Source organism: [Clostridium] ultunense DSM 10521 (assembly GCF_000511955.1).
In the GTDB taxonomy this organism is placed as follows: Bacteria; Bacillota; Clostridia; order Tissierellales; family Tepidimicrobiaceae; genus Schnuerera; species Schnuerera ultunensis.
The window spans coordinates 154268-174823 of record NZ_AZSU01000006.1; the positions used below are offsets into that span (position 1 = coordinate 154268).

Sequence of the window (20556 nt, forward strand, 5' to 3'; positions counted from 1 at the left end):
GGGCTTAGATGTTACATAAGTTAGCTGAGGATATAAGTTTTTACTTGATAATTAATAAGATAATAGATATAGAGGATAGGGATATTTATATATATGGCCTGGAATTGCTTATTTCTACCTTATTTACATCTATTAGCATATTAATCCTAGGATTTTTCACAGGAGAATGGGTTTCAGGAGTAGCATATCTATCCGTATATATATTTCTAAAATCCTATACAGGAGGATATCATGCAAAACACTATTATGAATGCTATATCTATTCCATATTAGTTTTTATCGTTTTAATAATTATAAAGAATATAACTTTATTAAATTGTCAACCAATTATTGGATTATTTTCATTGTTTTTTTCTACAATAATCGTATTCAAATTTGCTCCAGTTGTAAACAAGAATAACCCAAAAACAAAAGAGGAAGTCGCTAAAAACAAGAAAATAGCCAGAAGAAGAATATTACTTTTGGGCATAATTGTAGTTTTAGGATATATAGTAAAAGCTGAGCTAATGGATTTGTGGTTTATGCTAGCTATAACAGAGCTTTCAATAGCATATTCAATACTTAAGCAAAAATTTTTAGAAAGGAGGGAACCAAGTGAAGAACGTAAAGATAAAAGTATTGGAGAATATCGCTAAGATGTCAAAAAAGGCAGTTGTATTATCAGAAGGGAAGCAGTCTATATTTTTAACCTTTGAACCAAAGAAGCCGGAGAAGAAGTAAAGAAATAAGGTAGATGTGTGTGGGTAGTTTGTGGGTATTGGGATTTATATTATAAATAGAAATACAAAAACCTCCAGTATTAGCCGAGGAGGTTTTTGTGTTGCTATGAAATACAATTTATGGTAGTCTAAAAACAGATATATCTTAAAGGGATGATACTAATGGTTTATATTGGAATCTGTGATGATGATAGATGTTTTTTAGATTACATTGAAAATAGGATAGAAGAAATTGTAAAAGCAGAAAATATAGTTGCTAAAATCTATAAGATAAACAATGGAATAGATTTGTTAAAGGCTTATGATAAGAAGAACAAGCCTTTTGATATCATATTCCTAGATATAGATATGCCTAAAATGGATGGTTTGGAAGTAGCTGAAATTATTAGAAAAAAGGATGAAGAAACTATATTAATATTCTTAACTTCCATGGAAGATGTAGTATATAAAGCTTTTAAATACGATACCTTTAGATTTATTAGAAAAAGCCATATGGATAAAGAATTAGAAGAAGCATTACAAAGTTCATTAGAAAAACTAAAAGATGAAAAGCATATATTTAAAACCACCAATGGTGATCTATCCTTATATATTAGTGATATACTCTATTTTGAATTTATGGATAGAGCTGTATATATAAAAACTTTTGATGGGATATATAAGACGAATATTAGAAGATTTAAAGATATTGAAGACATATTTGGGCATAAAGGATTTGTTTCAATACATAGGAGCTGTATGGTAAATGAAAATTATGTAAAAAGTCTAGGTAACTTAGATATAATCTTGGATAATGATGAAAAACTACCCGTTAGTAGATATAGAATGGAAGAAGTTAAAAGAAGTTTTATTAAAGTAGCAAGGAGAGGATAATAATGCCTCAATCAACACTATGGCTTATATATGAATATATTCTTTGTTTAGTAGAAATACTTCTCTTTTATGATTTTTTAAATTTCATATTAAAAAAAGATAAAAGGGTAAAAAAAGGATATTACTACCTATCTATTATGTTGTTATCGGTTTTTACATTAGCATTGACAGAAATCAATATATATTCCATGGTACGAACTATTTTACTATATCTTATTTTACTTTTAGTAGCTTACATACTATTTAAAGGAAATATAAAAGAAAAAATATTTTTTGTTACCATGTTTTATTTTTTCTTGATACTTAGTGATATTTTGGCAGTCAATATTTTAAGCTCCTTTATTAGAAAAGACCTACAGGGTATTATAGAAACCCAGGCTTGGCCTAGATTATTATTATCTCAGATTTCTAAATTATTATTATTCCTAATTCTGAGAATGGTAAAAAGTAATTATAAAGAGAGGGATTCAGACATTCCTAGATATTATTGGTACTGGATATTGTTTGTCTATTTAATATCTGGAATAAATTTATTAGTAATATTCAATATAGGTTTAATTCTGAATGAATTAAATATTGAGATTCAACATTTAACAATAGCTATTAGTTTAGGTTCATTGTTGATAGTTGCTGTAACCTATTATATATTTGTAAAGTTAAATAGTTTTTATAAAGAAAAAAGCAGCTATAGGATAGTGGAAATAAAGAATCGAATGCTTAAGAAGGAAATGGAAGAAAAGGAAATAATGTATGAAGGGGTTAAAAAACTTCACCATGATTTTAAGAATCATATAATCTGTATTGAAAAATTATTAGAACAAGAAAAGCTTCAATTAGCAAGTGAATATATTAAAGGTCTAAAGGATGAAGTAGTTGAAACTTATACATGGATTAAAACTGGAAATGACGCGATAGATGCTATATTGAATCAAAAGAAATCAGAAGGAGTTAAGAAGAATATAGATATGGATATGAAAGTAAGTATTCCAGAAGATCTAAATGTTAAACCCCTTGATCTATGTACAATTTTAGGAAATGCCCTAGACAATAGCATAGAAGCAAATGAGAAGATAGAGGAGAAAAATAGAAGGAATATAGATTTAAAGATAAACCCATATAAAGACTATCTATTTATAGAAATATCAAATCCTTCATCAGCTAATCCAATGGATGAAGATGGCAAACTTAAAACCACCAAGAAGGATAAAGAAAACCATGGTTTTGGCATGAAAAGCATAGAATCCATAGTAGAAAAATATAATGGAATACTGAATTATGAATATGATGAAGGGAAGTTTATATTAAATATAATGTTACCTATAGAGGAAGTTAGATTTTAAAATCTAACTTTTTTATGCTATTTGTACCGTTTTTACTACCATTCGTACCATATTAAACAAAATTTAGTATAAATATGGTATGTTAATAATGATGGAGAATAGAGAATCTTATTTGAGGAGGTGATTCCATTATGAAAAAAAACACTATCTTTGCTTTAATAATGGCATTTTTGTTTGTAATGACTACAGTGGCTTTTGCTAATAATGGTTATTATAATGATGAAAGTATAGAAATGATAGATATTGAAATTGATTATTCTAGTCAAAAAATATTAAAAGATGGTAGTATAGAATATGATGTAAAAAACAAAGAACAAGTTGCAGACTTTTTAGAAATTGATATAGATAAAATAAGAAATATTAAGATAACTAAACCAAATTATATTATAAAGGAATCTAATTTAAATAACAGTGATATTACTCCATTTGCAAATATTTATATCGCTAATATAACTGGGCCAAGACAAGCTTGTGGGTCAAAGAGAATATGTGAAAATTCTGCTGTTAATCATGCAAAAGACCCTGTAGTAAAAACAATAACTCTTTCCGGTACTGTTTCAAACAGTCATAGTTTAAGTGTAGATGCTGGTATTGATGTTGAAATCGCTTCTATTTCTGCGGCAGTAGGATTTAACATAGAAAGAAGTTGGACAATGATGGATCCTACACAAGTTGAATTAGAACCAGGTCAAAGAGTAACTGTAGTTGCATTCCCTTACTGGGATGTTTACAGTTTTCATGTTATGCAATCTTCAATTTTTAGAGATAAAAAAGTAGGATATGGAAATGCTATGGAAACCTTTGGATTCTGTACAGTTGTTTATGATGATTGATTCTTTTGCTTTATAGGTTATTCTATGAAAAAATATAACTTATAAATTATTATATCTATTAAAAATTAGTTATTATAGACATATGGAGTTATTCCTTAGATGGTGGGTTCAAATATACAAGGAAGTTAAATGAGTTTCAGATAACTGTTAGATAACTGGTATAATTTAATTTTAAAATTAAATTATACCAGTATTTTTTTATGCCCTAACCTTATCCTCTTTAGTATAAAAGGAATCATTGTTCATAAAATATCATTATGTTTAAATAAAGGAATTTTGGCAATATATATATTGAAAATGATTATCAAAATCGAAAACTTAAGTTGCTAAAATTTTCATATAAATTCTACCCATAAAAGGAGGTAAAAATATGCGTTTTGAAGATTATAGCCCATTAGAGGATAAACATTATAGCATCTTAGATATTAATGGGAATGTTATTACAGAAGAAAATCTCCCTTCATTTTCTGATGAAGAATTATTATACCTTTATAGAACCATGTTGTTTTCTAGAATCATGGACGAGAAAAATCTATCTTATCAAAGACAAGGTCGTATGCTAACCTATGCACCAAATATAGGCCAGGAGGCTGCCCAAATAGGCAGTGCATATGCTATGGAAAAGAATGATTGGTTGGTGCCATCCTTTAGAGAACTAGGGGCATGGCTGGTTAAAGGTGTGCCGCTAAAAAACATTTTCCTCTACTGGTACGGTAACGAGTGGGGAAGCTATATGCCAGAAGGGGTAAAGGTATTACCTGTTTCAGTTCCTATTGCTTCCCAATTACAACATGCTACAGGCATTGGAATGGCTAATAATATAAAAGGTGAAGAGAGTGTAGTAGTAGCCTATGTTGGAGATGGAGGGACCTCTCAAGGGGATTTCCATGAAGCTTTAAACTTTGCTGCAGTATTTAAGGCTCCAGTAGTATTTGTAATTCAAAACAATCAATATGCTATTTCCGTTTCTAGAAAAGAACAAACAGCCAGTAAAACCCTTGCACAAAAGGCAATTGCCTATGGCATGCCTGGAATTTTAGTAGATGGGAATGACATATTTGCAGTATATTCTGCAACAAAGGAAGCTATAGAACGGGCAAGAAAAGGTGGAGGACCAACATTAATTGAAGCCTTTACCTATAGATTAGGGGCTCACACTACTTCTGATGACCCAACTAAATATAGAAAAGATGAAGAAGTAGAAAAGTGGAAGGAAAAGGATCCTATAGTGAGGTTTAAAAAATATCTCCAAAACAAAGGAATATTGACGGATGAATGGGAGGAAAATGCTAAGAAGGAAATAGAAAAAGAAGTAACATCAACTTTTGAAGAAATAGAGGATAAATCGGATACTTTAATTGAAGACATATTTCAATACCATTATGAAACTATGCCTCCACATTTAGAGGAACAATTAGAGGATTATAAATCTTTTTTAGAAGGGGGTAAATAATATGGCTAATAAGTTGAATATAGTTGAAGCCGTAAATCAGGCTCTTATGAATGAAATGGAAAAGGATGAAACCGTAATAGTTTATGGCGAAGACGTAGGTGTTGAAGGTGGAGTATTTAGAGCTACGGTAGATCTACAGAAGAAATTTGGTAAAGAGAGAGCCTTTGATACTCCCCTTGCTGAATCTGCTATTGTAGGTACAGCTGTGGGTATGGCTATTAATGGGTTAAAACCAGTTGTTGAAATGCAATTTATGGGTTTTTCCTATCCTGCCTTTAACCAAATAATATCCCATGTGGCAAGAATGCGTAACAGATCTCGAGGACGGTATACACTTCCAATGGTAATACGGGCACCTTATGGCGGAGGTATAAGAGCTTTAGAGCATCACTCTGAAAGTACGGAAGCATTATATGCCCATATTCCAGGATTAAAGGTAGTAATACCTTCTACTCCTTATGATACTAAGGGTTTACTCATAGCAGCTATTAGAGATCCAGATCCAGTTATATTTTTAGAACCAAAACGAATCTATAGGGCTTTCAGACAAGAGGTACCTGAAGAAGCTTATGGACTACCAATTAGTAAGGCAAAGGTGGTAGAAGAAGGGGAAGATATTACTATAATAACCTGGGGTGCTATGGTAAGAGATGTACAAAAAGCTAGTGAGATGGTTAAGGATAAGGGAATTTATCCTGAGGTTATAGATTTACGGACTATTTCTCCAATGGATAGAGAGAGTTTTATAAATTCCGTTAAAAAAACAGGAAGGGCAATTATAGTTCATGAAGCTCCAAAGACTTTAGGAGTGGGAGCTGAAATTGTATCTATTATAAATGAAAAAGCCTTTCTATATTTAGAAGCACCTCCAACTAGAGTAACGGGTTTTGATACTACTTTCCCATTACCTAGGGGAGAAAAGCATTATATTCCATCTCCTGAAAGAATTGCAAAGACTATAGAAGATGTGGTGAAATTTTAGGGAGGAGGCAATAATATGAAATTTGAATTTCGATTTCCAGATATAGGTGAAGGCATTGCAGAAGGAACCCTCATAAAATGGTTGGTAAAGGAAGGAGAAGACGTAGAAGAAGGCCAATCAGTGGCTGAAGTGGAGACGGATAAAGTAACTACAGAAATACCTTCTCCAAGAACGGGAAAGGTTTCGGAGTTAAAAGCAGAAGAAGGAGATATAATCAACGTAGGAGATGTATTTATTACCATAGACATTTTAGGAGATATTGACGAAGTAGGGATAAAAGAAGAATTGCCTGAAAAGAAAGAAATTGTAGAGGAAGAGACTGCTGGTGTGGTAGGTGAAGTAATAGCTTCTTCAGAAGAAATACCACCGAGTAGAGAAGGGCAAGGGGATTTTTCTCAAGAATCGAGAAAAGTAAAAGTTCTTGCTACACCTGTTGCACGAAAAATGGCTAAGGATTTAGGTGTAGACATTAGGGAAGTAGAGGGTACAGGACCAAATGGTAGAGTTATGAAGGAAGATATTAAAAAAGCCAAAGAAGCTATGGTTAAATCTAAAGAGGAAAGGAAAATAATTGAATTAGGGCATAGGGAGAGGGTTTTAATAGAGGATGAAAGGATAGAGAGAATTCCTCTTACTAGAATAAGAAAAACTATTGCAGAACAGATGGCAGTTTCCAGATTTACAATACCCCATACCACTGCAATGGATGAAATAGATGTGGCTGAATTATATGAATTTAGAAAAAAATATAAAGAAAGATTAAGAGAGGAAGAGGTTAATTTAACTTTCCTGCCATTTATCCTTAAAGCTGTCATAGTAGCATTGAAGGAATTCCCAGAATTTAATTCTTCTTTAGATGAAGAAAATGATGAGTTAATATTAAAACATTTCTACCATATTGGTATAGCTACTGATACTGACAGGGGTTTAATGGTTCCTGTATTAAGGGATGGGGACAAAAAGAGTATAGTGGAAATTGCCAAGGAAATAGAAGATTTAAGTAGTAGGGCTAAAGATAATAAAATTGAACTTCGTGAACTAAAAGGTAGTACTTTTACTATAACTAATTATGGTTCTATAGGTGGTCAATTTGGGATTCCAATCATCAATTATCCTGAATCTGCTATTTTGGGCATAGGCCGTATTGTTAAAAAACCTATTGTAAAAGATGATGAAATTGTTATTGCTAGAATGTTACCTTTATCCTTATCCTATGATCATAGAATAATTGATGGAGCTAGTGGGGCAAGGTTTTTAAATCTACTATCAGAACTCTTGAAGGATCCAGAAATACTGTTATTGAAATCATAGAAAGGATTGAAGGTGATAATATGAATAAATATGACCTTATAGTTATAGGAGGAGGCCCTGGAGGTTATGTGGCTGCCATAAAGGCAGCCCAACTTGGGGGTAAGGTTGCAGTAGTTGAAAAAGAAAAGCTTGGTGGAGTATGTTTAAACTGGGGTTGCATACCTACTAAAACTTTATTAAAAACTGCTAAATTGTACGAAGATATATTAAGAGGAGAAGAATTTGGGATTGTAGGCATTGACAATTCAGATGTAAAGGTAGATTGGAACCTTTTATCTAAACGGAAGGATAAGGTAGTAAAAAAATTAGTATCTGGCATATATATGCTCTTTAAGAAGAACAAAGTCGATCTTTTTGAGGGCATGGGAAAGGTTTTAGATAAAAATAAGGTTGAAGTCAATGGAGAGGTTATAATAGGTGATAATCTTATTATAGCAACGGGAGCTAAGGATAATTTACCACCTATTGATGGTTTAGAAACTGTTTTAGAATCAGGAAAGATTATTAATAGTAAAGGAGCTTTACAGTTAGAAGAAATCCCTAAAGATTTAGTGATAGTCGGTGGTGGAGTTATAGCTGTAGAATTTGCTACTCTATTCAATTCTTTAGGTTCAAAAGTAACATTAATACAAAGATCAAATCGTATATTGTCTTCTACAGAAAAGGAAATGGTAACTACATTACAAAAATATCTTATTAGAAAAGGGATAAATATAGTAACGGATACAAAATTAAAGTCTGTAACGGAAGATGGAGTTTTAATAGACCATAAAGGAGAAGAAAAGCTATTTAAAGGGGACAAATACCTTATATCTCTAGGATTAAAACCTCAATTAAAGGGAATAGAAAATTTAAACCTAGAGTTGGATTCCAAAGGATTCGTAAAAACCAATGAAAGAATGGAGACTAATATAAAAGGAGTTTATGCTATTGGTGACTTAAATGGTAAATTTGCTTTAGCTCATGTTGCTTCTGCAGAGGGAATAGTGGCTGCAGAGAATATTATGGGGAGGGATAGTACTATGAACTACAATATAGTTCCTTCCTGTATATATACATTCCCTGAACTTGCTTCCGTTGGATTGACAGAAGAAGAAGCTAAAGAAAAGGGATATGATATTACAGTAAGCAAATTCCCATTAGCTGCCAATGGTAAAGCATTGGCAGAAGGAGAAACTTTAGGTTTTGCTAAGATAATATCTGATAATAAATATGGAGAAATTCTAGGAGTCCATATTATGGCTAGCAACGCAACAGATATGATTTCAGAGGCTATAGTTGCAATGCAAATTGAAGGTACGGTTTATGATGTAGCGAAAGCAATACACCCTCATCCTACCCTGTCTGAAATAGTTATGGAAGCGGCCTTTGGTGCCGTAGATAAACCTATACACATCTAAGGTTATTCTGTAAGAGAAGTTAGGTTACAAAAACCTAACTTCTCTTTTTTTACTATTCGTACCATTTTTCCTACCATTCATACCATTTTAAACAAAACTTAGATTAAATATGATATTGTAATAAATAATAAAAAAATTTTATATTCATATTTTTAAAATTTTAAATAAATCGTTACAAATCAGCTCCTAATTCTGTTATATATTTTGAAAGGCAAATAAGGAGACGAGGGAGAGGCCAATGATATCGGATACTAGAAAATTGATAATTATTTATATAATTGTTCTAATAATTACTTTGTGGATAAGTGGAATCGTGCCTAAACAAATAGGAAAGATTATTGCAATAAATTATGTTAAAAAAAATTATCCTGATAAGAATTTGGTTTTTTTAGCTATTGATTATTCACCTATTCATGAGAGTTATTTTGTTTCATTTAAAGCTTTGGATGGTAGGGTATATAATTTCGAACTATATTCTAAGTATTTACCAGTAAATGTTTGGTTTGACCCTTTTAACCTAATAGAAGGATAATATAAGCTGCTCCAAAATTATATTTTGGAACAGCTTTTTATTATGATATAATGATGATAATATTCTTTAAAAGTTTGTAAACCAAGGAAGAAGGTGGATGCTATGAAGGATTCATTTGGGAGAGATATAACTTATTTACGTATATCCGTAACGGATTTATGTAATTTAAGGTGCAAATATTGTATGCCAGAAGAAGGAGTGACTAAAGTTCATCATAGAGATATATTGTCCATTGAAGAAATAGAAGAAATAGCAAAAGTTTTTGTGAGATTAGGAGTAAATAAGATAAGGCTTACTGGCGGAGAACCTTTATTACGATCTGGTATATTGGATATTGTTGAAAAAATTGGTAGACTAGAAGGATTAAGGGATTTTGCTATGACTACCAATGGAATTTTATTAAAGAAATATGCTGAAGAATTAAAAATTAGAGGTCTAAAAAGGGTTAATATAAGTTTGGATACATTAGATGAAGATAAGTATAACAATATAACCAGAATTGGAAAGCTAAAAGATGTATTAGAAGGGATTGAAGTTGCAAGAGAGGTAGGGTTAACTCCTATTAAAATCAATGCAGTTTTAGTAGGTGGATTTAACGATGATGAAATAGTAGATTTAGTAAAGTTAACGGAAAAGGAATATATAGACATAAGGTTTATTGAATTAATGCCTATAGGAGAAGCCATAAAATATGAATCAAAATACTTCATATCAAATCAAATTGTTTTAAAAAAATTACCAGAATTAATTCCAGTAGAGAGAAAGGATATATCTTCTCCTGCAGTTTATTATAAATTACCTAATGCTAAGGGAAGGATTGGATTGATCAATCCAGTGTCCTGTAAGTTTTGTGAACACTGCAATAGGGTTAGACTTACAGCACAAGGTAAATTGAAATTATGCCTTCATTCCAAGGATGAAATAGATTTAAAGGAAGCTTTAAGAAAAGGACAGGATATAGAGAAAATAATAATAGATGCTATAGGACAAAAACCAGAATCTCATCATTTGGAAGATGGAGAATATGTGTCTAAGAAAATGTACCAAATAGGAGGCTAAAATGGATTTTACTCATTTCAATGAAGAAGGTAGAGCTCATATGGTGGAGGTAGGAAATAAAGAAGATACTAAAAGGGTAGCTAAAGCTTATGGAAGGATAAAGATGAAAAGAGAGACCATACAGTTAATTAAAGATGGGTTGATAAAAAAAGGAGATGTATTATCCGTAGCTCAAATAGGAGGTATTATGGGTTCTAAGAGGACTAGTGAACTTATTCCCATGTGCCATAATATCTTTATAACAGGATCCAATATCAGGTTTAATATACTAGAGGATGCCATAGAAATAGAATCAGAAGTAAAAACCATAGGTAAGACGGGAGTAGAAATGGAAGCCTTAACAGCTGCGTCAATAGCTGCCCTTACTATATATGATATGTGTAAAGCAGTGGATAAGGATATGATTATTGAAGATATTAAACTATTAAAAAAGTCTGGTGGTAAATCTGGCGAATATATTAGGAAAGAGGATTAATAGGAAGAGGTGTCTATATGAAAACAATTGGTAAGGTAATTGATATAAATATATCTGAAAAGAAGGGTGTAGTTAAAAAACCTGTAGAACAAGGAGTTTTTATTGAAGATTATGGGTTGGAAGGAGATGCCCACGCAGGAAAATGGCATAGACAAGTTAGTTTACTTGGAATAGAAAGCTTTAAGAAGGTAGAAGAGTTGGGCATAGAGGGTTTGAACCATGGAGATTTTGCCGAAAACATAACTACAGAAGGAATAATATTATATGAACTTCCCATTGGGACTAGACTTAGAATAGGTGAAACTATTCAAGAGGTAACCCAAATAGGAAAAGAGTGTCACGTAGGTTGTGCTATTTCAAAAAAAGTGGGAAAATGTATAATGCCTAAAGAAGGCATATTTACAAGAGTAATAAAAGGCGGAGTAGTTAAACCAGGAGATAGTATAGAGGTGCTTTAGATGAAGGTAAAATCTCTATTTATAAAGAGGGAAAAAGATGGGAACATTGAAAGGATTGAAGAAGGTTTCTTTAAAAGAGAAAAAGGCTTAGTTGGAGATATTAATGGAATAGGTGGAGATAGACAAGTTTCTATTGCTACTGATAAAGTGAGAAAATATATAGAAGAAGGGAAATCCAAAGGGATTTGTGTAAAAAGGTTTTATGAGAATATAACAATTGAAGGATTAAATATAGAAGAACTTTCTATAGGCCAAAAGGTTATTATAGGTGAAACCATACAAGAAATAACTCATATGGGGAAAAGGTGCTTTCCTGAGTGTAATCTATTTATTTCAAATAATCCATGTCCCTTGTTTAAGGAAGTATTATTTACTAGAGTATTAAAAGATGGAATTGTAAAAGTAGGAGATAAAGTGGGTATAATGAATTATAACAACACAGATGATGGAGTTAGGTGATAAACATGGATTATAAAGAATATGTGAATAATATTTTAAAAAATATACCTTTAGGAATTGCTATTACAGGTATAGATGGATATGTTAAAAATGCAAACGATCAATTATTAAATATGTTTGGTTATAAATTAGCAGAAGTAATGGGAAACCCCATATCCAACTTGTTTAAATATCCAGATAGGGTAGAAAAACTGTTGCAGAAAGGGAGAAGTATAATAGAAGAAGAAGTATATGTTAAGGCAAGGACGAATAAGATTAGGTTTAACGTATCAGCATATCCTATTCATGGGATTGATAATGAAAAAGTTGATATAATATATATTTTTAACGAAATAAAAAGGGAAAGAAAATTAGCTAACAAGATAATAGACAATAAAGCAATTTATACTTTCGATAAAATTATATCTCAAGACAAAAGTTTCAATAGATTAATCTATTTTGCTAAAGAGATAGCAGATTCAAAATCTACTATACTTATTACAGGAGAATCAGGTACTGGGAAAGAAGTATTTGCACAATCCATACACAATTATAGTAATAGAAGAGATAAACCTTTCGTCGCTATCAATAGCGGTGCTATTCCTAAAAGTTTAATTGAATCTGAATTATTTGGATATGAAGAAGGGGCTTTTACTGGTGCAAAGAAGGAAGGTAGGCCTGGAAAGTTTGAAATAGCCCATGGAGGAACTATATTTTTAGATGAAATAGGAGAGATGCCTTATGATATGCAGACTAGACTTTTAAGAGTAATTGAAGAAGGTGTAGTTTCCAGAATAGGTGGACTAGAGCAAAAAGTTGTTGATGTAAGGATAATAGCAGCTAGTAATAAAGATTTAAAAGAAGAAGTGGAAAAGGGTAATTTTAGAAAGGATTTATTCTATAGATTAAATGTATTACCTATAAGGATTCCACCTTTAAGGAGAAGAAAAGAAGATATTCCCTTATTAATAGATTATTTTATGGAGAGAATTTCTAATAGGCTAAACAAGAAAAAGATTCTCATATCTGAGGAAAAATTAGATAAACTAATGGACTATGACTGGCCAGGTAATGTTAGGGAATTAGAAAATTTTATTGAGTTGTCAATAAACTTAGGTTATATAGCAAATGGAGAAGAGGATGAAGATGGGCTACAATTAAAGGGGCTAAAGGAATATAAATATGAAAATCTAATGTTAGATTATATGGAAAAAAAACATATAATAAAGGTATTGAAAATTTTTTCTTGCAATATTACAAAATCAGCAGAGGCCCTTGGTATTGGTAGGAATACCCTTTATAGGAAGATGGATAAATATGGGATAGATTGCTCCGATTTTGAACAGTGGTCTGTTATGGAACAAAACAAATAAATATATTTGCTCTATTATGGAACATTTATTATTAAAGCCTTGATATAAGCTTGATATCAAGGCTTTTAATTTTTTGGCATAACTTATGCATTATCTATATTGCGTAGGCAAAGAGTTAACGCTGATAAGTAAAATTATTTTAAGTTCTTATAAATTAATAGGGAGGTATGAAATATGAGTGGATATATGGGGAAGATATTAAGAGTAAATCTAACGGATAGGACTGTGAAAGTAGAACCATTAGATTTAAAAGTAGCACAGAAGTATCTAGGATCTAGAGGTCTTGGGGTAAAAATTATGGTGGATGAAGTTCCGGCTAATGTAGACCCCTTTAGTGAAGAAAACAAGATTATAATAGCAACTGGAGCTTTAACTGGAGCACCTGTTCCTACTAGTGGAAGGTATATGGTTATAAGTAAATCACCTTTAACAGGAACTATTGCTATAGCTAATTCTGGTGGATATTGGGGGCCTAAATTTAAAGCCACAGGTCATGATGCCATAATATTCGAGGGTAAGGCTGATAAACCAGTATATCTATATATTGAGGATGATAAGATAGAAATAAGAGACGCTTCCCATATATGGGGTAAAACCGTATCAGAAGCTACAGAAATTATTAAAGGAGACCATGAGGGGGTTAATGTATTATCTATAGGTCCTGCAGGAGAAAATTTATCTTTAATGGCGTCTATAATGAACGATTTAGATAGAGCTGCTGGTCGTGGTGGAATAGGTGCAGTAATGGGTTCTAAAAACTTAAAAGCAGTTGTAGTAAGGGGAAGCAAAAAAGTTTCTTTATTTGATGAAGAAAGGGTTAAGAAAGTTTCATCGGAAAAGATTAGAATATTAAGGGAAGATCCAGTAGCAGGAGGAGGGCTTCCATCCTATGGTAGTGCTGTTTTAGTAAATATAATTAATGAATCTGGAGTATTGCCAGTAAGGAACTTCCAGAAGTCCTATACAGATAATGCAGACTTAATATCTGGAGAGACTATGACTGAAAAACATTTAGTAAAAAAACAGGCTTGTTTCAGATGTCCTATTGCTTGTGGTAGAGTAGTTAAACTAGCCGATGGCTCAGTAGTTGGAGGACCTGAATACGAAACTGTATGGTCCTATGGTGCAGACTGTGATGTATATGATTATGATGCTATAAATGAAGCCAATATGCTTTGTAATGACTATGGTTTAGATACTATCTCGGCAGGTGCAACCATAGCTGCAGCCATGGAACTTTATGAAAAAGGGTATATAAAAGATGAAGATATAGAAAAAGATGGTTTAAGTTTAAATTGGGGAGATGCAAAAGCTATAGTAGGATGGACCAAGAAGATGGCATTAAGAGAAGGATTTGGAGATAAATTAACTGACGGTTCCTATAGATTGGCGGAATCCTATGGGGTACCAGAATTATCTATGTCAGTTAAAAAACAAGAATTACCTGCTTATGACCCAAGGGGAGTTCAAGGGCATGGTATTACCTATGCAGTGAATAATAGGGGAGGATGTCATATAAAAGGATATATGATAAGTCCTGAAATACTAGGTTATCCAGAAAAATTAGATAGATTATCCTTAGAAGGAAAAGCAGCTTATGCTAAGGTGTTCCATGATTTAACTGCTGTAATAGATTCTATAGGTCTATGTGTATTTAGTACCTTTGGTTTAGGGTTACCTGATTATGTAGATATGTATAACGCAGTATGTGGAGATATATATGATGACGACTCTTTATTAGAAGCTGGAGAAAGGGTATGGAATTTAGAAAAATTATTTAATCTAAGGGAAGGAATAGACAGTTCCCATGATACTTTACCAAAGAGATTGTTGGAAGAACCTGTAGTAAATGGACCTACAGAAGGACATATACATCATCTTGATAAATTACTTCCAGAATACTATGAGGTAAGAGGTTGGGATGAGAAAGGAATACCAACAGAAGAAACATTAGAGAGATTAGGTCTTGAAGAGTATAAGAAGTATTTGGGTTTAGCTAGTAAGTAATAAAAAGCTCCTTTGGGGGCTTTTTATTTTGTTGATAGGTTTCAGCTACTACTATATAATAATATCGAGGAGGTGTTGTAGTGATTAAGGTTGAAGTTAGGTTATTTGCCTATTTTAGAGAAGGAAGATGGAAAAAGAAGACTTTAGAATTTGAAGAAGGGACTACTCTTTCTGATATTGTTAAATATTTGAATATAGATGAAGAAGAAGTAAGTATACTTTTACTCAATGGGATAGATGGGCCTGCTAGTCGTGAACCTAAAGATGGAGATATTGTATCACTATTTCCACCTGTAGGAGGTGGCTAAAATATTCACCTTTATCAAAGATTGCTTAGGCAATCTTTTTTTATATAAAATATAATTGATCTAATTATACTTCGAGGGTCTAAACAATATGATATAATAAAGTATAATAAATAGTTATTGAGGAGAAGTCTATGAATCTTAACTATCTAAAAAAATATATTAATAGGTATAAAAAAGAATATTTTATAGCCGTTGCATTTATAGTCCTTGAAACTATAGTAGATGTAGTTAATCCTACCATTATGTCAATGATAATCGATAAAGGGGTAAAGAATAAAGATATGGATTATATCTTGAAATTAGGAGGATTAATGATTGCCATTACCTTTATAGGGGCTATATTTGCAATCATTAGGAATATAGTTTCGTCTAAAGTATCCCAGAGTTTTGGTGCTGATTTACGGGAAGATTTATATACAAAGATACAGGGCTTTTCCTTTGATAATATAGATAAATTTCAAGATGCCTCTTTGATTACAAGGCTTACCAATGATGTAAATCAGGTACAAAATTTTTCTCATGCCATGATGAGAATCTTTGTTAAATCTCCTGTTCGCCTAATTGGGGCTATAATAATGGCATTTTTATTGGATTTCAATATGGGCCTTATATTAATAGGCACCATTCCAGTGGCTGGATTAATTATATTTTTAAATTTTAAAATATCCTACCCCATATTTAAGAAAATGCAAATTGCCCTAGACAAGGTTAATGGAGTTATGAGGGAGTACTTGGCAGGTATTAGAGTGGTAAAGGCATTTAATAGATTTAATTATGAAAAACGTCGTTTTAAAGATGTAAATGATAATTTAAAGGAAAGGACCCTTAAAGGTATGAGAACAGTAGCAGTTTTTAATCCTTTAGTTGGGTTAATAGTAGATATAGGTATTGTGATTATCTTATGGGTTGGAGGAATTAGAGTAAACAATGGTAATCTAGAAGTTGGAAAGGTTATGGCTTTTATCAATTATATGTTATTGGTACACTTTTCACTTAGAATGATGACAAGAGTGTTAAATATGTTTATAAGGGCTAAAGCGTCAGCAGAAAGGGTGGGGGAGATATTTATAGAAGAGAATATTATATTGGAAAGAAGAAAGCCTGTTTCTATAAATAAAGCTAAGGGACAGATTGAATTTGAACATGTTTACTTTAAATATTATTCAAACAGTAAATATGTATTGGAAGATATAAACTTTTCCATTAATCCTGGGAAAACATTAGCTATAATTGGCTCCACCGGATCTGGAAAGACCTCCTTAGTTAATTTAATACCTCGATTTTACGATGCAGATAGAGGAAAAGTAAAAGTAGATGGCATAGATGTAAAAAAAATTGATATTAGTCAATTAAGACAAAATATTGGCATGGTAATTCAAAAGCCCCTATTATTTACTGGTAGTATAATGGATAATATAAAATGGGGATGTGAAGAAGCCACTTATGAGGATGTGGTAAGGGTTTCTAAGATTGCAAAGGCTCACGATTTTATAATCTCTTTTAATGAAGGATATAATACATATCTAGGTCAAGGAGGAGTAAATTTATCAGGTGGTCAAAAACAGAGGATATCAATAGCTCGGGCTCTAATAAGAAATCCTTCCATATTAATTTTAGATGATAGTACCTCAGCAGTAGATATGATAACAGAAAAGAAAATTAGACAAGGATTAAATGAAAATTTAAGAAATACTACAACCATATTAATTGCTCAAAGAATAACATCGGTAATGGATGCAGATAAAATAATTGTTATGGATAACGGTAGAATAGTAGGATTAGGAACCCATGGAGAACTTATAGGTGGTTGTCAAGTATATAAGGATATTTATCATTCACAGATTGGAAAGGGGGCTGTTGACATTGGACCCTAGACGTAGAAGAAGGGGATTGCCAGGTATTGCTGGTGGAAGGCATGCCATTATGCCTATTAAAAAACCAAAAGATATGAAAGACACTTTAAAAAGACTTTGGGAATTTTTTCAGGAAGAGAAAAGACAGTTAACAATAATATTTTTATTAATTCTAATATCTGTAGGATTAACCCTACTAACCCCTTTTCTAATAGGTAAGGCTGTAGACACAATAGCTCCTGGTCCATATCTTGTAGAATTTAAAGATTTAAAATTCTATGCTCTAATTTTATTATTTGTATATATATCTAGTAATGGACTTGTATTTTTGCAGGAATATATGGTTTCCGGAATTTCCCAAAGTGTAGTCCACAAGATAAGAGAAGGATTATATGAGAAACTTCAATCTTTGCCAATTATATTTTTTGATGCCAATACCCACGGAGAAATAATGAGTAGATTATCTAACGATGTTGATAATATAAGCATTACCATATCCCAATCTACTGTACAACTTATGACTTCAGTAGTAAATATACTAGGTTCTCTAGCCATGATGATATATTTGAGCAGACTAATGACTTTAGCCAGCCTAATAACTGTACCAATGGTATTTTTATTAACTAAGATTATAGCTAAAAGAACAAAGGTTTTATTTGTAGAGCAGCAGAGAGTTTTAGGTAAGCTAAATGGCCATATAGAAGAATCTATATCTGGGATACATGTAGTAAAGGCTTTTAATAATGAAAATACAGTCATAGAACAGTTTAAGGAACAAAATAATCAATTAAGGGATGTAGGTGTTAAAGCACAGATCTGGTCAGGGTTTCTTATGCCCTTAATGAATGTTATAAGCAATTTTGGATTTGCAGTAATTTCAATATTTGGTGGAACTTTAGCTGCTAAGGGAATAATTTCTGTAGGTGTAATAGCTAGTTTCATATCCTACTCAAAACAGTTTACACGACCTCTAAATGAACTGGCAAGTACTTTTAATACTTTGCAATCAGGTATAGCAGGGGCTGAAAGGGTTTTTGAAATACTTGATGAGGAAGAAGAAAGGAAGGATAAGGATAATGCAATTGAAATAGAAGAAATCAAAGGAGATGTTGAGTTCAAAAATGTATCCTTTGAGTATAAGAAGGGTGAAAAAGTATTAAATAACATATCTTTAAAAATAGATTCGGGAACCAATGTGGCTTTAGTAGGACCTACTGGGGCTGGTAAGACTACCATAGTAAATTTACTCTCTGGATTTTATGAAATTCCTAGTGGAGAGATATTAATAGATGGAATAAATATACAAGATTATAAAAAGGATAGTCTACGAAGGATATTTGGTATGGTTTTACAAGATACTTATCTTTTTTCGGGGACTATAAAGGACAACATTAGATATGGTAGATTAGATGCTACAGATGAAGAAATAAAAGAAGCTGCTAAAATGAGTAGAGCTAGTGAATTTATAGAAAGGCTTCCCAAGGGTTACAGTACCCTTCTTATAGAAGGAGGAGTGAATTTAAGTCAAGGGCAGAGACAATTATTAGCCATATCAAGAGCTATATTAGCTGATCCCTCTATATTAATATTAGATGAAGCCACCTCTAGTGTAGATACTAGAACTGAACTTAAAATACAAGAGGCTATGATAGGTCTAATGAAGGGGCGAACCACCTTCATAATTGCCCATAGACTATCAACTATTAGAGATGCAGACATAATTATGGTAATAAATAATGGACAAATAGTAGAGAAAGGTAACCATACTCAGCTCATAGAAAGAAAAGGAGCTTATTATAATCTCTATAGAAGCCAGTTTATGAATATATAAGTGGGTATGGTATAATGTTGGAAATAGCATAAGAAACTAATAGAAGTTTTTAGAATTCCTCCTTTGGGTACTATATAATAGAAGCCTAAAGGAGGGATATTTTGAAAGAAATCAATTATAATAGTTTAAGTATAAGGGAAAAGGTGGAAAGGCAAAAGGAGATAATTAAAGTATTTTTGAGATTAGGCTTCTTTGCTTTTGGTGGACCGGCAGCTCATATTGCCATGATGGAAGAAGAAATAATAAATAAAAGAAAATGGATTAACCATGATAAATTTATGGATTTAATTGGAGCTACTAATTTAATCCCCGGTCCTAACTCAACAGAAATTGCTATTTTCATAGGACATCATAGGGGAGGAATACTAGGTTTATTTTTAGCTGGTATATCCTTCATTATACCTGCCATGGGAATTACCTTATTATTTGCGATAGCTTATGTAAAATATGGGAGTATACCTCAAGTGGAGTCCTTGTTTTATGGAATGAAATCTGTAATTATAGCTATAATACTACAAGCTTTACTTAGATTAGGGAAATCCGTTATTAAAAACAAACTATATCTAGTATTTGGATTAATTATAACTGGTTTATCTCTTCTTGGGATTAGAGAGATACCACTATTATTAATGTCTGGCTTAGTTATTATGGTTATATTAAATAGAGAGAATATATATAATAAATTTTTTAGTTTTTCTATTATGCCACTTTCTTTAATTTTCTTAACTTTTTTAAAAATAGGAGCAGTTCTTTATGGAAGTGGTTATGTGTTGTTGGCTTTCTTGGAGGCGGAGTTTATAAAAAAGGTAGGAGTCCTTACTAACCAACAGTTGATAGATGCCGTAGCGGTGGGACAATTTACACCAGGGCCTGTCTTTACTACAGCTACCTTTATCGGATATTTACTAGGGAATACTTTAGGTGCAGTATTAGCTACTATAGGAATATTTATACCTTCCTTTTTACTGGTCATAATAATAAACCCTATTATACCTAGATTGAGAAAATCTATTTGGGTTTCGTCTATGTTAGATGGGATAAATATAGCCTCTTTATCATTGATGGCAGTCGTAACATTTAAATTAGGTATTGCCTCATTAATAGATGGGTTAAGCATATTCATATTTGCTATTTCTTTATTTGCCATAATGAAATATAAAATCAGTTCATTTTGGCTGATTATAGGGGGTAGTATTATTGGATGGATAAGCAGTTTAATATAATTTGATAGAATAGTTAGAATAATCTCATTTACTGTAGCGGTGATATTGAAAAGATAATACTTAGAAGATTATCTATGCAAATGAGGGA

At 32.0% G+C, this 20556-nt stretch carries 20 protein-coding genes; all 20 read left to right on the forward strand.

Features of this window, described 5'->3' with window-relative positions:
- The first annotated feature begins 8 nt into the window (after window positions 1–8).
- The 20 genes from CUL_RS0113855 to CUL_RS0113950 all read left to right on the forward strand — a co-directional run bounded on the left by CUL_RS0113855 (window position 9) and on the right by CUL_RS0113950 (window position 20468).
- Window positions 9–635, forward strand: a complete 627-nt coding sequence (locus tag CUL_RS0113855; RefSeq protein WP_005585575.1) for an accessory gene regulator ArgB-like protein — start codon at window positions 9–11, stop codon at window positions 633–635.
- Window positions 595–720, forward strand: a complete 126-nt coding sequence (locus CUL_RS19970; RefSeq protein WP_269077336.1) for a hypothetical protein — start codon at window positions 595–597, stop codon at window positions 718–720. Before CUL_RS0113855 ends, CUL_RS19970 begins: the two co-directional genes overlap by 41 nt.
- A gap of 161 nt (window positions 721–881) precedes the next feature.
- Window positions 882–1592, forward strand: coding sequence for a LytR/AlgR family response regulator transcription factor (locus CUL_RS0113865; protein ID WP_005585576.1), 711 nt, complete (start codon window positions 882–884; stop codon window positions 1590–1592).
- A gap of 2 nt (window positions 1593–1594) precedes the next feature.
- A complete protein-coding gene (locus tag CUL_RS0113870) occupies window positions 1595–2932 on the forward strand; it encodes a sensor histidine kinase (RefSeq protein WP_005585577.1) in 1338 nt (445 codons plus the stop codon).
- Between the two features lie 131 nt (window positions 2933–3063).
- The gene (locus CUL_RS0113875) at window positions 3064–3765 is read left to right on the forward strand and encodes a hypothetical protein (RefSeq protein ID WP_005585578.1); all 702 of its coding nucleotides are present in this window, start codon (window positions 3064–3066) and stop codon (window positions 3763–3765) included.
- A gap of 370 nt (window positions 3766–4135) precedes the next feature.
- Window positions 4136–5218 (forward strand): pyruvate dehydrogenase (acetyl-transferring) E1 component subunit alpha, encoded by a 1083-nt coding sequence (gene pdhA / locus CUL_RS0113880; protein ID WP_005585579.1) that lies wholly within the window; start codon window positions 4136–4138, stop codon window positions 5216–5218.
- Window position 5219: 1 nt separating this feature from the next.
- Window positions 5220–6200 (forward strand): alpha-ketoacid dehydrogenase subunit beta, encoded by a 981-nt coding sequence (locus tag CUL_RS0113885; protein ID WP_005585581.1) that lies wholly within the window; start codon window positions 5220–5222, stop codon window positions 6198–6200.
- Window positions 6201–6215: 15 nt separating this feature from the next.
- A complete protein-coding gene (locus tag CUL_RS0113890; protein WP_005585583.1) occupies window positions 6216–7511 on the forward strand; it encodes a dihydrolipoamide acetyltransferase family protein in 1296 nt (431 codons plus the stop codon).
- Window positions 7512–7531: 20 nt separating this feature from the next.
- The gene (lpdA, locus tag CUL_RS0113895; protein ID WP_005585584.1) at window positions 7532–8911 is read left to right on the forward strand and encodes a dihydrolipoyl dehydrogenase; all 1380 of its coding nucleotides are present in this window, start codon (window positions 7532–7534) and stop codon (window positions 8909–8911) included.
- 238 nt (window positions 8912–9149) lie between these two features.
- Window positions 9150–9443: a hypothetical protein gene (locus CUL_RS0113900; RefSeq protein WP_005585585.1), complete on the forward strand. Its 294-nt coding sequence runs from the start codon at window positions 9150–9152 to the stop codon at window positions 9441–9443.
- Window positions 9444–9545: 102 nt separating this feature from the next.
- Window positions 9546–10502, forward strand: coding sequence for a GTP 3',8-cyclase MoaA (moaA, locus tag CUL_RS0113905; protein WP_005585586.1), 957 nt, complete (start codon window positions 9546–9548; stop codon window positions 10500–10502).
- Window position 10503: 1 nt separating this feature from the next.
- Window positions 10504–10977: a cyclic pyranopterin monophosphate synthase MoaC gene (gene moaC / locus CUL_RS0113910; protein ID WP_005585587.1), complete on the forward strand. Its 474-nt coding sequence runs from the start codon at window positions 10504–10506 to the stop codon at window positions 10975–10977.
- A 17-nt stretch (window positions 10978–10994) separates the two neighbouring features.
- Entirely contained in the window at window positions 10995–11435 is a 441-nt protein-coding gene (locus tag CUL_RS0113915; protein ID WP_005585588.1) for an MOSC domain-containing protein, read from the forward strand.
- Complete coding sequence (locus CUL_RS0113920) at window positions 11436–11894, forward strand: MOSC domain-containing protein (RefSeq protein WP_005585589.1); 459 nt, start codon at window positions 11436–11438, stop codon at window positions 11892–11894. It abuts the gene before it with no gap.
- A gap of 5 nt (window positions 11895–11899) precedes the next feature.
- Window positions 11900–13246, forward strand: a complete 1347-nt coding sequence (locus tag CUL_RS0113925; protein WP_109840705.1) for a sigma-54 interaction domain-containing protein — start codon at window positions 11900–11902, stop codon at window positions 13244–13246.
- Window positions 13247–13420: 174 nt separating this feature from the next.
- The gene (locus tag CUL_RS0113930) at window positions 13421–15253 is read left to right on the forward strand and encodes an aldehyde ferredoxin oxidoreductase family protein (protein ID WP_005585592.1); all 1833 of its coding nucleotides are present in this window, start codon (window positions 13421–13423) and stop codon (window positions 15251–15253) included.
- Between the two features lie 80 nt (window positions 15254–15333).
- The gene (locus CUL_RS0113935; protein WP_005585593.1) at window positions 15334–15561 is read left to right on the forward strand and encodes a MoaD/ThiS family protein; all 228 of its coding nucleotides are present in this window, start codon (window positions 15334–15336) and stop codon (window positions 15559–15561) included.
- A 131-nt stretch (window positions 15562–15692) separates the two neighbouring features.
- Entirely contained in the window at window positions 15693–17435 is a 1743-nt protein-coding gene (locus tag CUL_RS0113940; RefSeq protein ID WP_005585595.1) for an ABC transporter ATP-binding protein, read from the forward strand.
- Entirely contained in the window at window positions 17425–19245 is a 1821-nt protein-coding gene (locus CUL_RS0113945; RefSeq protein WP_005585597.1) for an ABC transporter ATP-binding protein, read from the forward strand. Before CUL_RS0113940 ends, CUL_RS0113945 begins: the two co-directional genes overlap by 11 nt.
- Before the next feature lie 101 nt (window positions 19246–19346).
- Window positions 19347–20468 (forward strand): chromate transporter, encoded by a 1122-nt coding sequence (locus tag CUL_RS0113950; protein ID WP_025642285.1) that lies wholly within the window; start codon window positions 19347–19349, stop codon window positions 20466–20468.
- Window positions 20469–20556: the final 88 nt, after the last annotated feature.

What these genes read in the sequence shown, in the direction of transcription:
- CUL_RS0113855 (WP_005585575.1), top strand. Translation starts at nt 9, where the DNA reads ATGTTACATAAGTTAGCTGAGGATATAAGTTTTTACTTGATAATTAAT.
- CUL_RS0113865 (WP_005585576.1), top strand. Translation starts at nt 882, where the DNA reads ATGGTTTATATTGGAATCTGTGATGATGATAGATGTTTTTTAGATTAC.
- CUL_RS0113870 (WP_005585577.1), top strand. Translation starts at nt 1,595, where the DNA reads ATGCCTCAATCAACACTATGGCTTATATATGAATATATTCTTTGTTTA.
- CUL_RS0113875 (WP_005585578.1), top strand. Translation starts at nt 3,064, where the DNA reads ATGAAAAAAAACACTATCTTTGCTTTAATAATGGCATTTTTGTTTGTA.
- pdhA (WP_005585579.1), top strand. Translation starts at nt 4,136, where the DNA reads ATGCGTTTTGAAGATTATAGCCCATTAGAGGATAAACATTATAGCATC.
- CUL_RS0113885 (WP_005585581.1), top strand. Translation starts at nt 5,220, where the DNA reads ATGGCTAATAAGTTGAATATAGTTGAAGCCGTAAATCAGGCTCTTATG.
- CUL_RS0113890 (WP_005585583.1), top strand. Translation starts at nt 6,216, where the DNA reads ATGAAATTTGAATTTCGATTTCCAGATATAGGTGAAGGCATTGCAGAA.
- lpdA (WP_005585584.1), top strand. Translation starts at nt 7,532, where the DNA reads ATGAATAAATATGACCTTATAGTTATAGGAGGAGGCCCTGGAGGTTAT.
- CUL_RS0113900 (WP_005585585.1), top strand. Translation starts at nt 9,150, where the DNA reads ATGATATCGGATACTAGAAAATTGATAATTATTTATATAATTGTTCTA.
- moaA (WP_005585586.1), top strand. Translation starts at nt 9,546, where the DNA reads ATGAAGGATTCATTTGGGAGAGATATAACTTATTTACGTATATCCGTA.
- moaC (WP_005585587.1), top strand. Translation starts at nt 10,504, where the DNA reads ATGGATTTTACTCATTTCAATGAAGAAGGTAGAGCTCATATGGTGGAG.
- CUL_RS0113915 (WP_005585588.1), top strand. Translation starts at nt 10,995, where the DNA reads ATGAAAACAATTGGTAAGGTAATTGATATAAATATATCTGAAAAGAAG.
- CUL_RS0113920 (WP_005585589.1), top strand. Translation starts at nt 11,436, where the DNA reads ATGAAGGTAAAATCTCTATTTATAAAGAGGGAAAAAGATGGGAACATT.
- CUL_RS0113925 (WP_109840705.1), top strand. Translation starts at nt 11,900, where the DNA reads ATGGATTATAAAGAATATGTGAATAATATTTTAAAAAATATACCTTTA.
- CUL_RS0113930 (WP_005585592.1), top strand. Translation starts at nt 13,421, where the DNA reads ATGAGTGGATATATGGGGAAGATATTAAGAGTAAATCTAACGGATAGG.
- CUL_RS0113940 (WP_005585595.1), top strand. Translation starts at nt 15,693, where the DNA reads ATGAATCTTAACTATCTAAAAAAATATATTAATAGGTATAAAAAAGAA.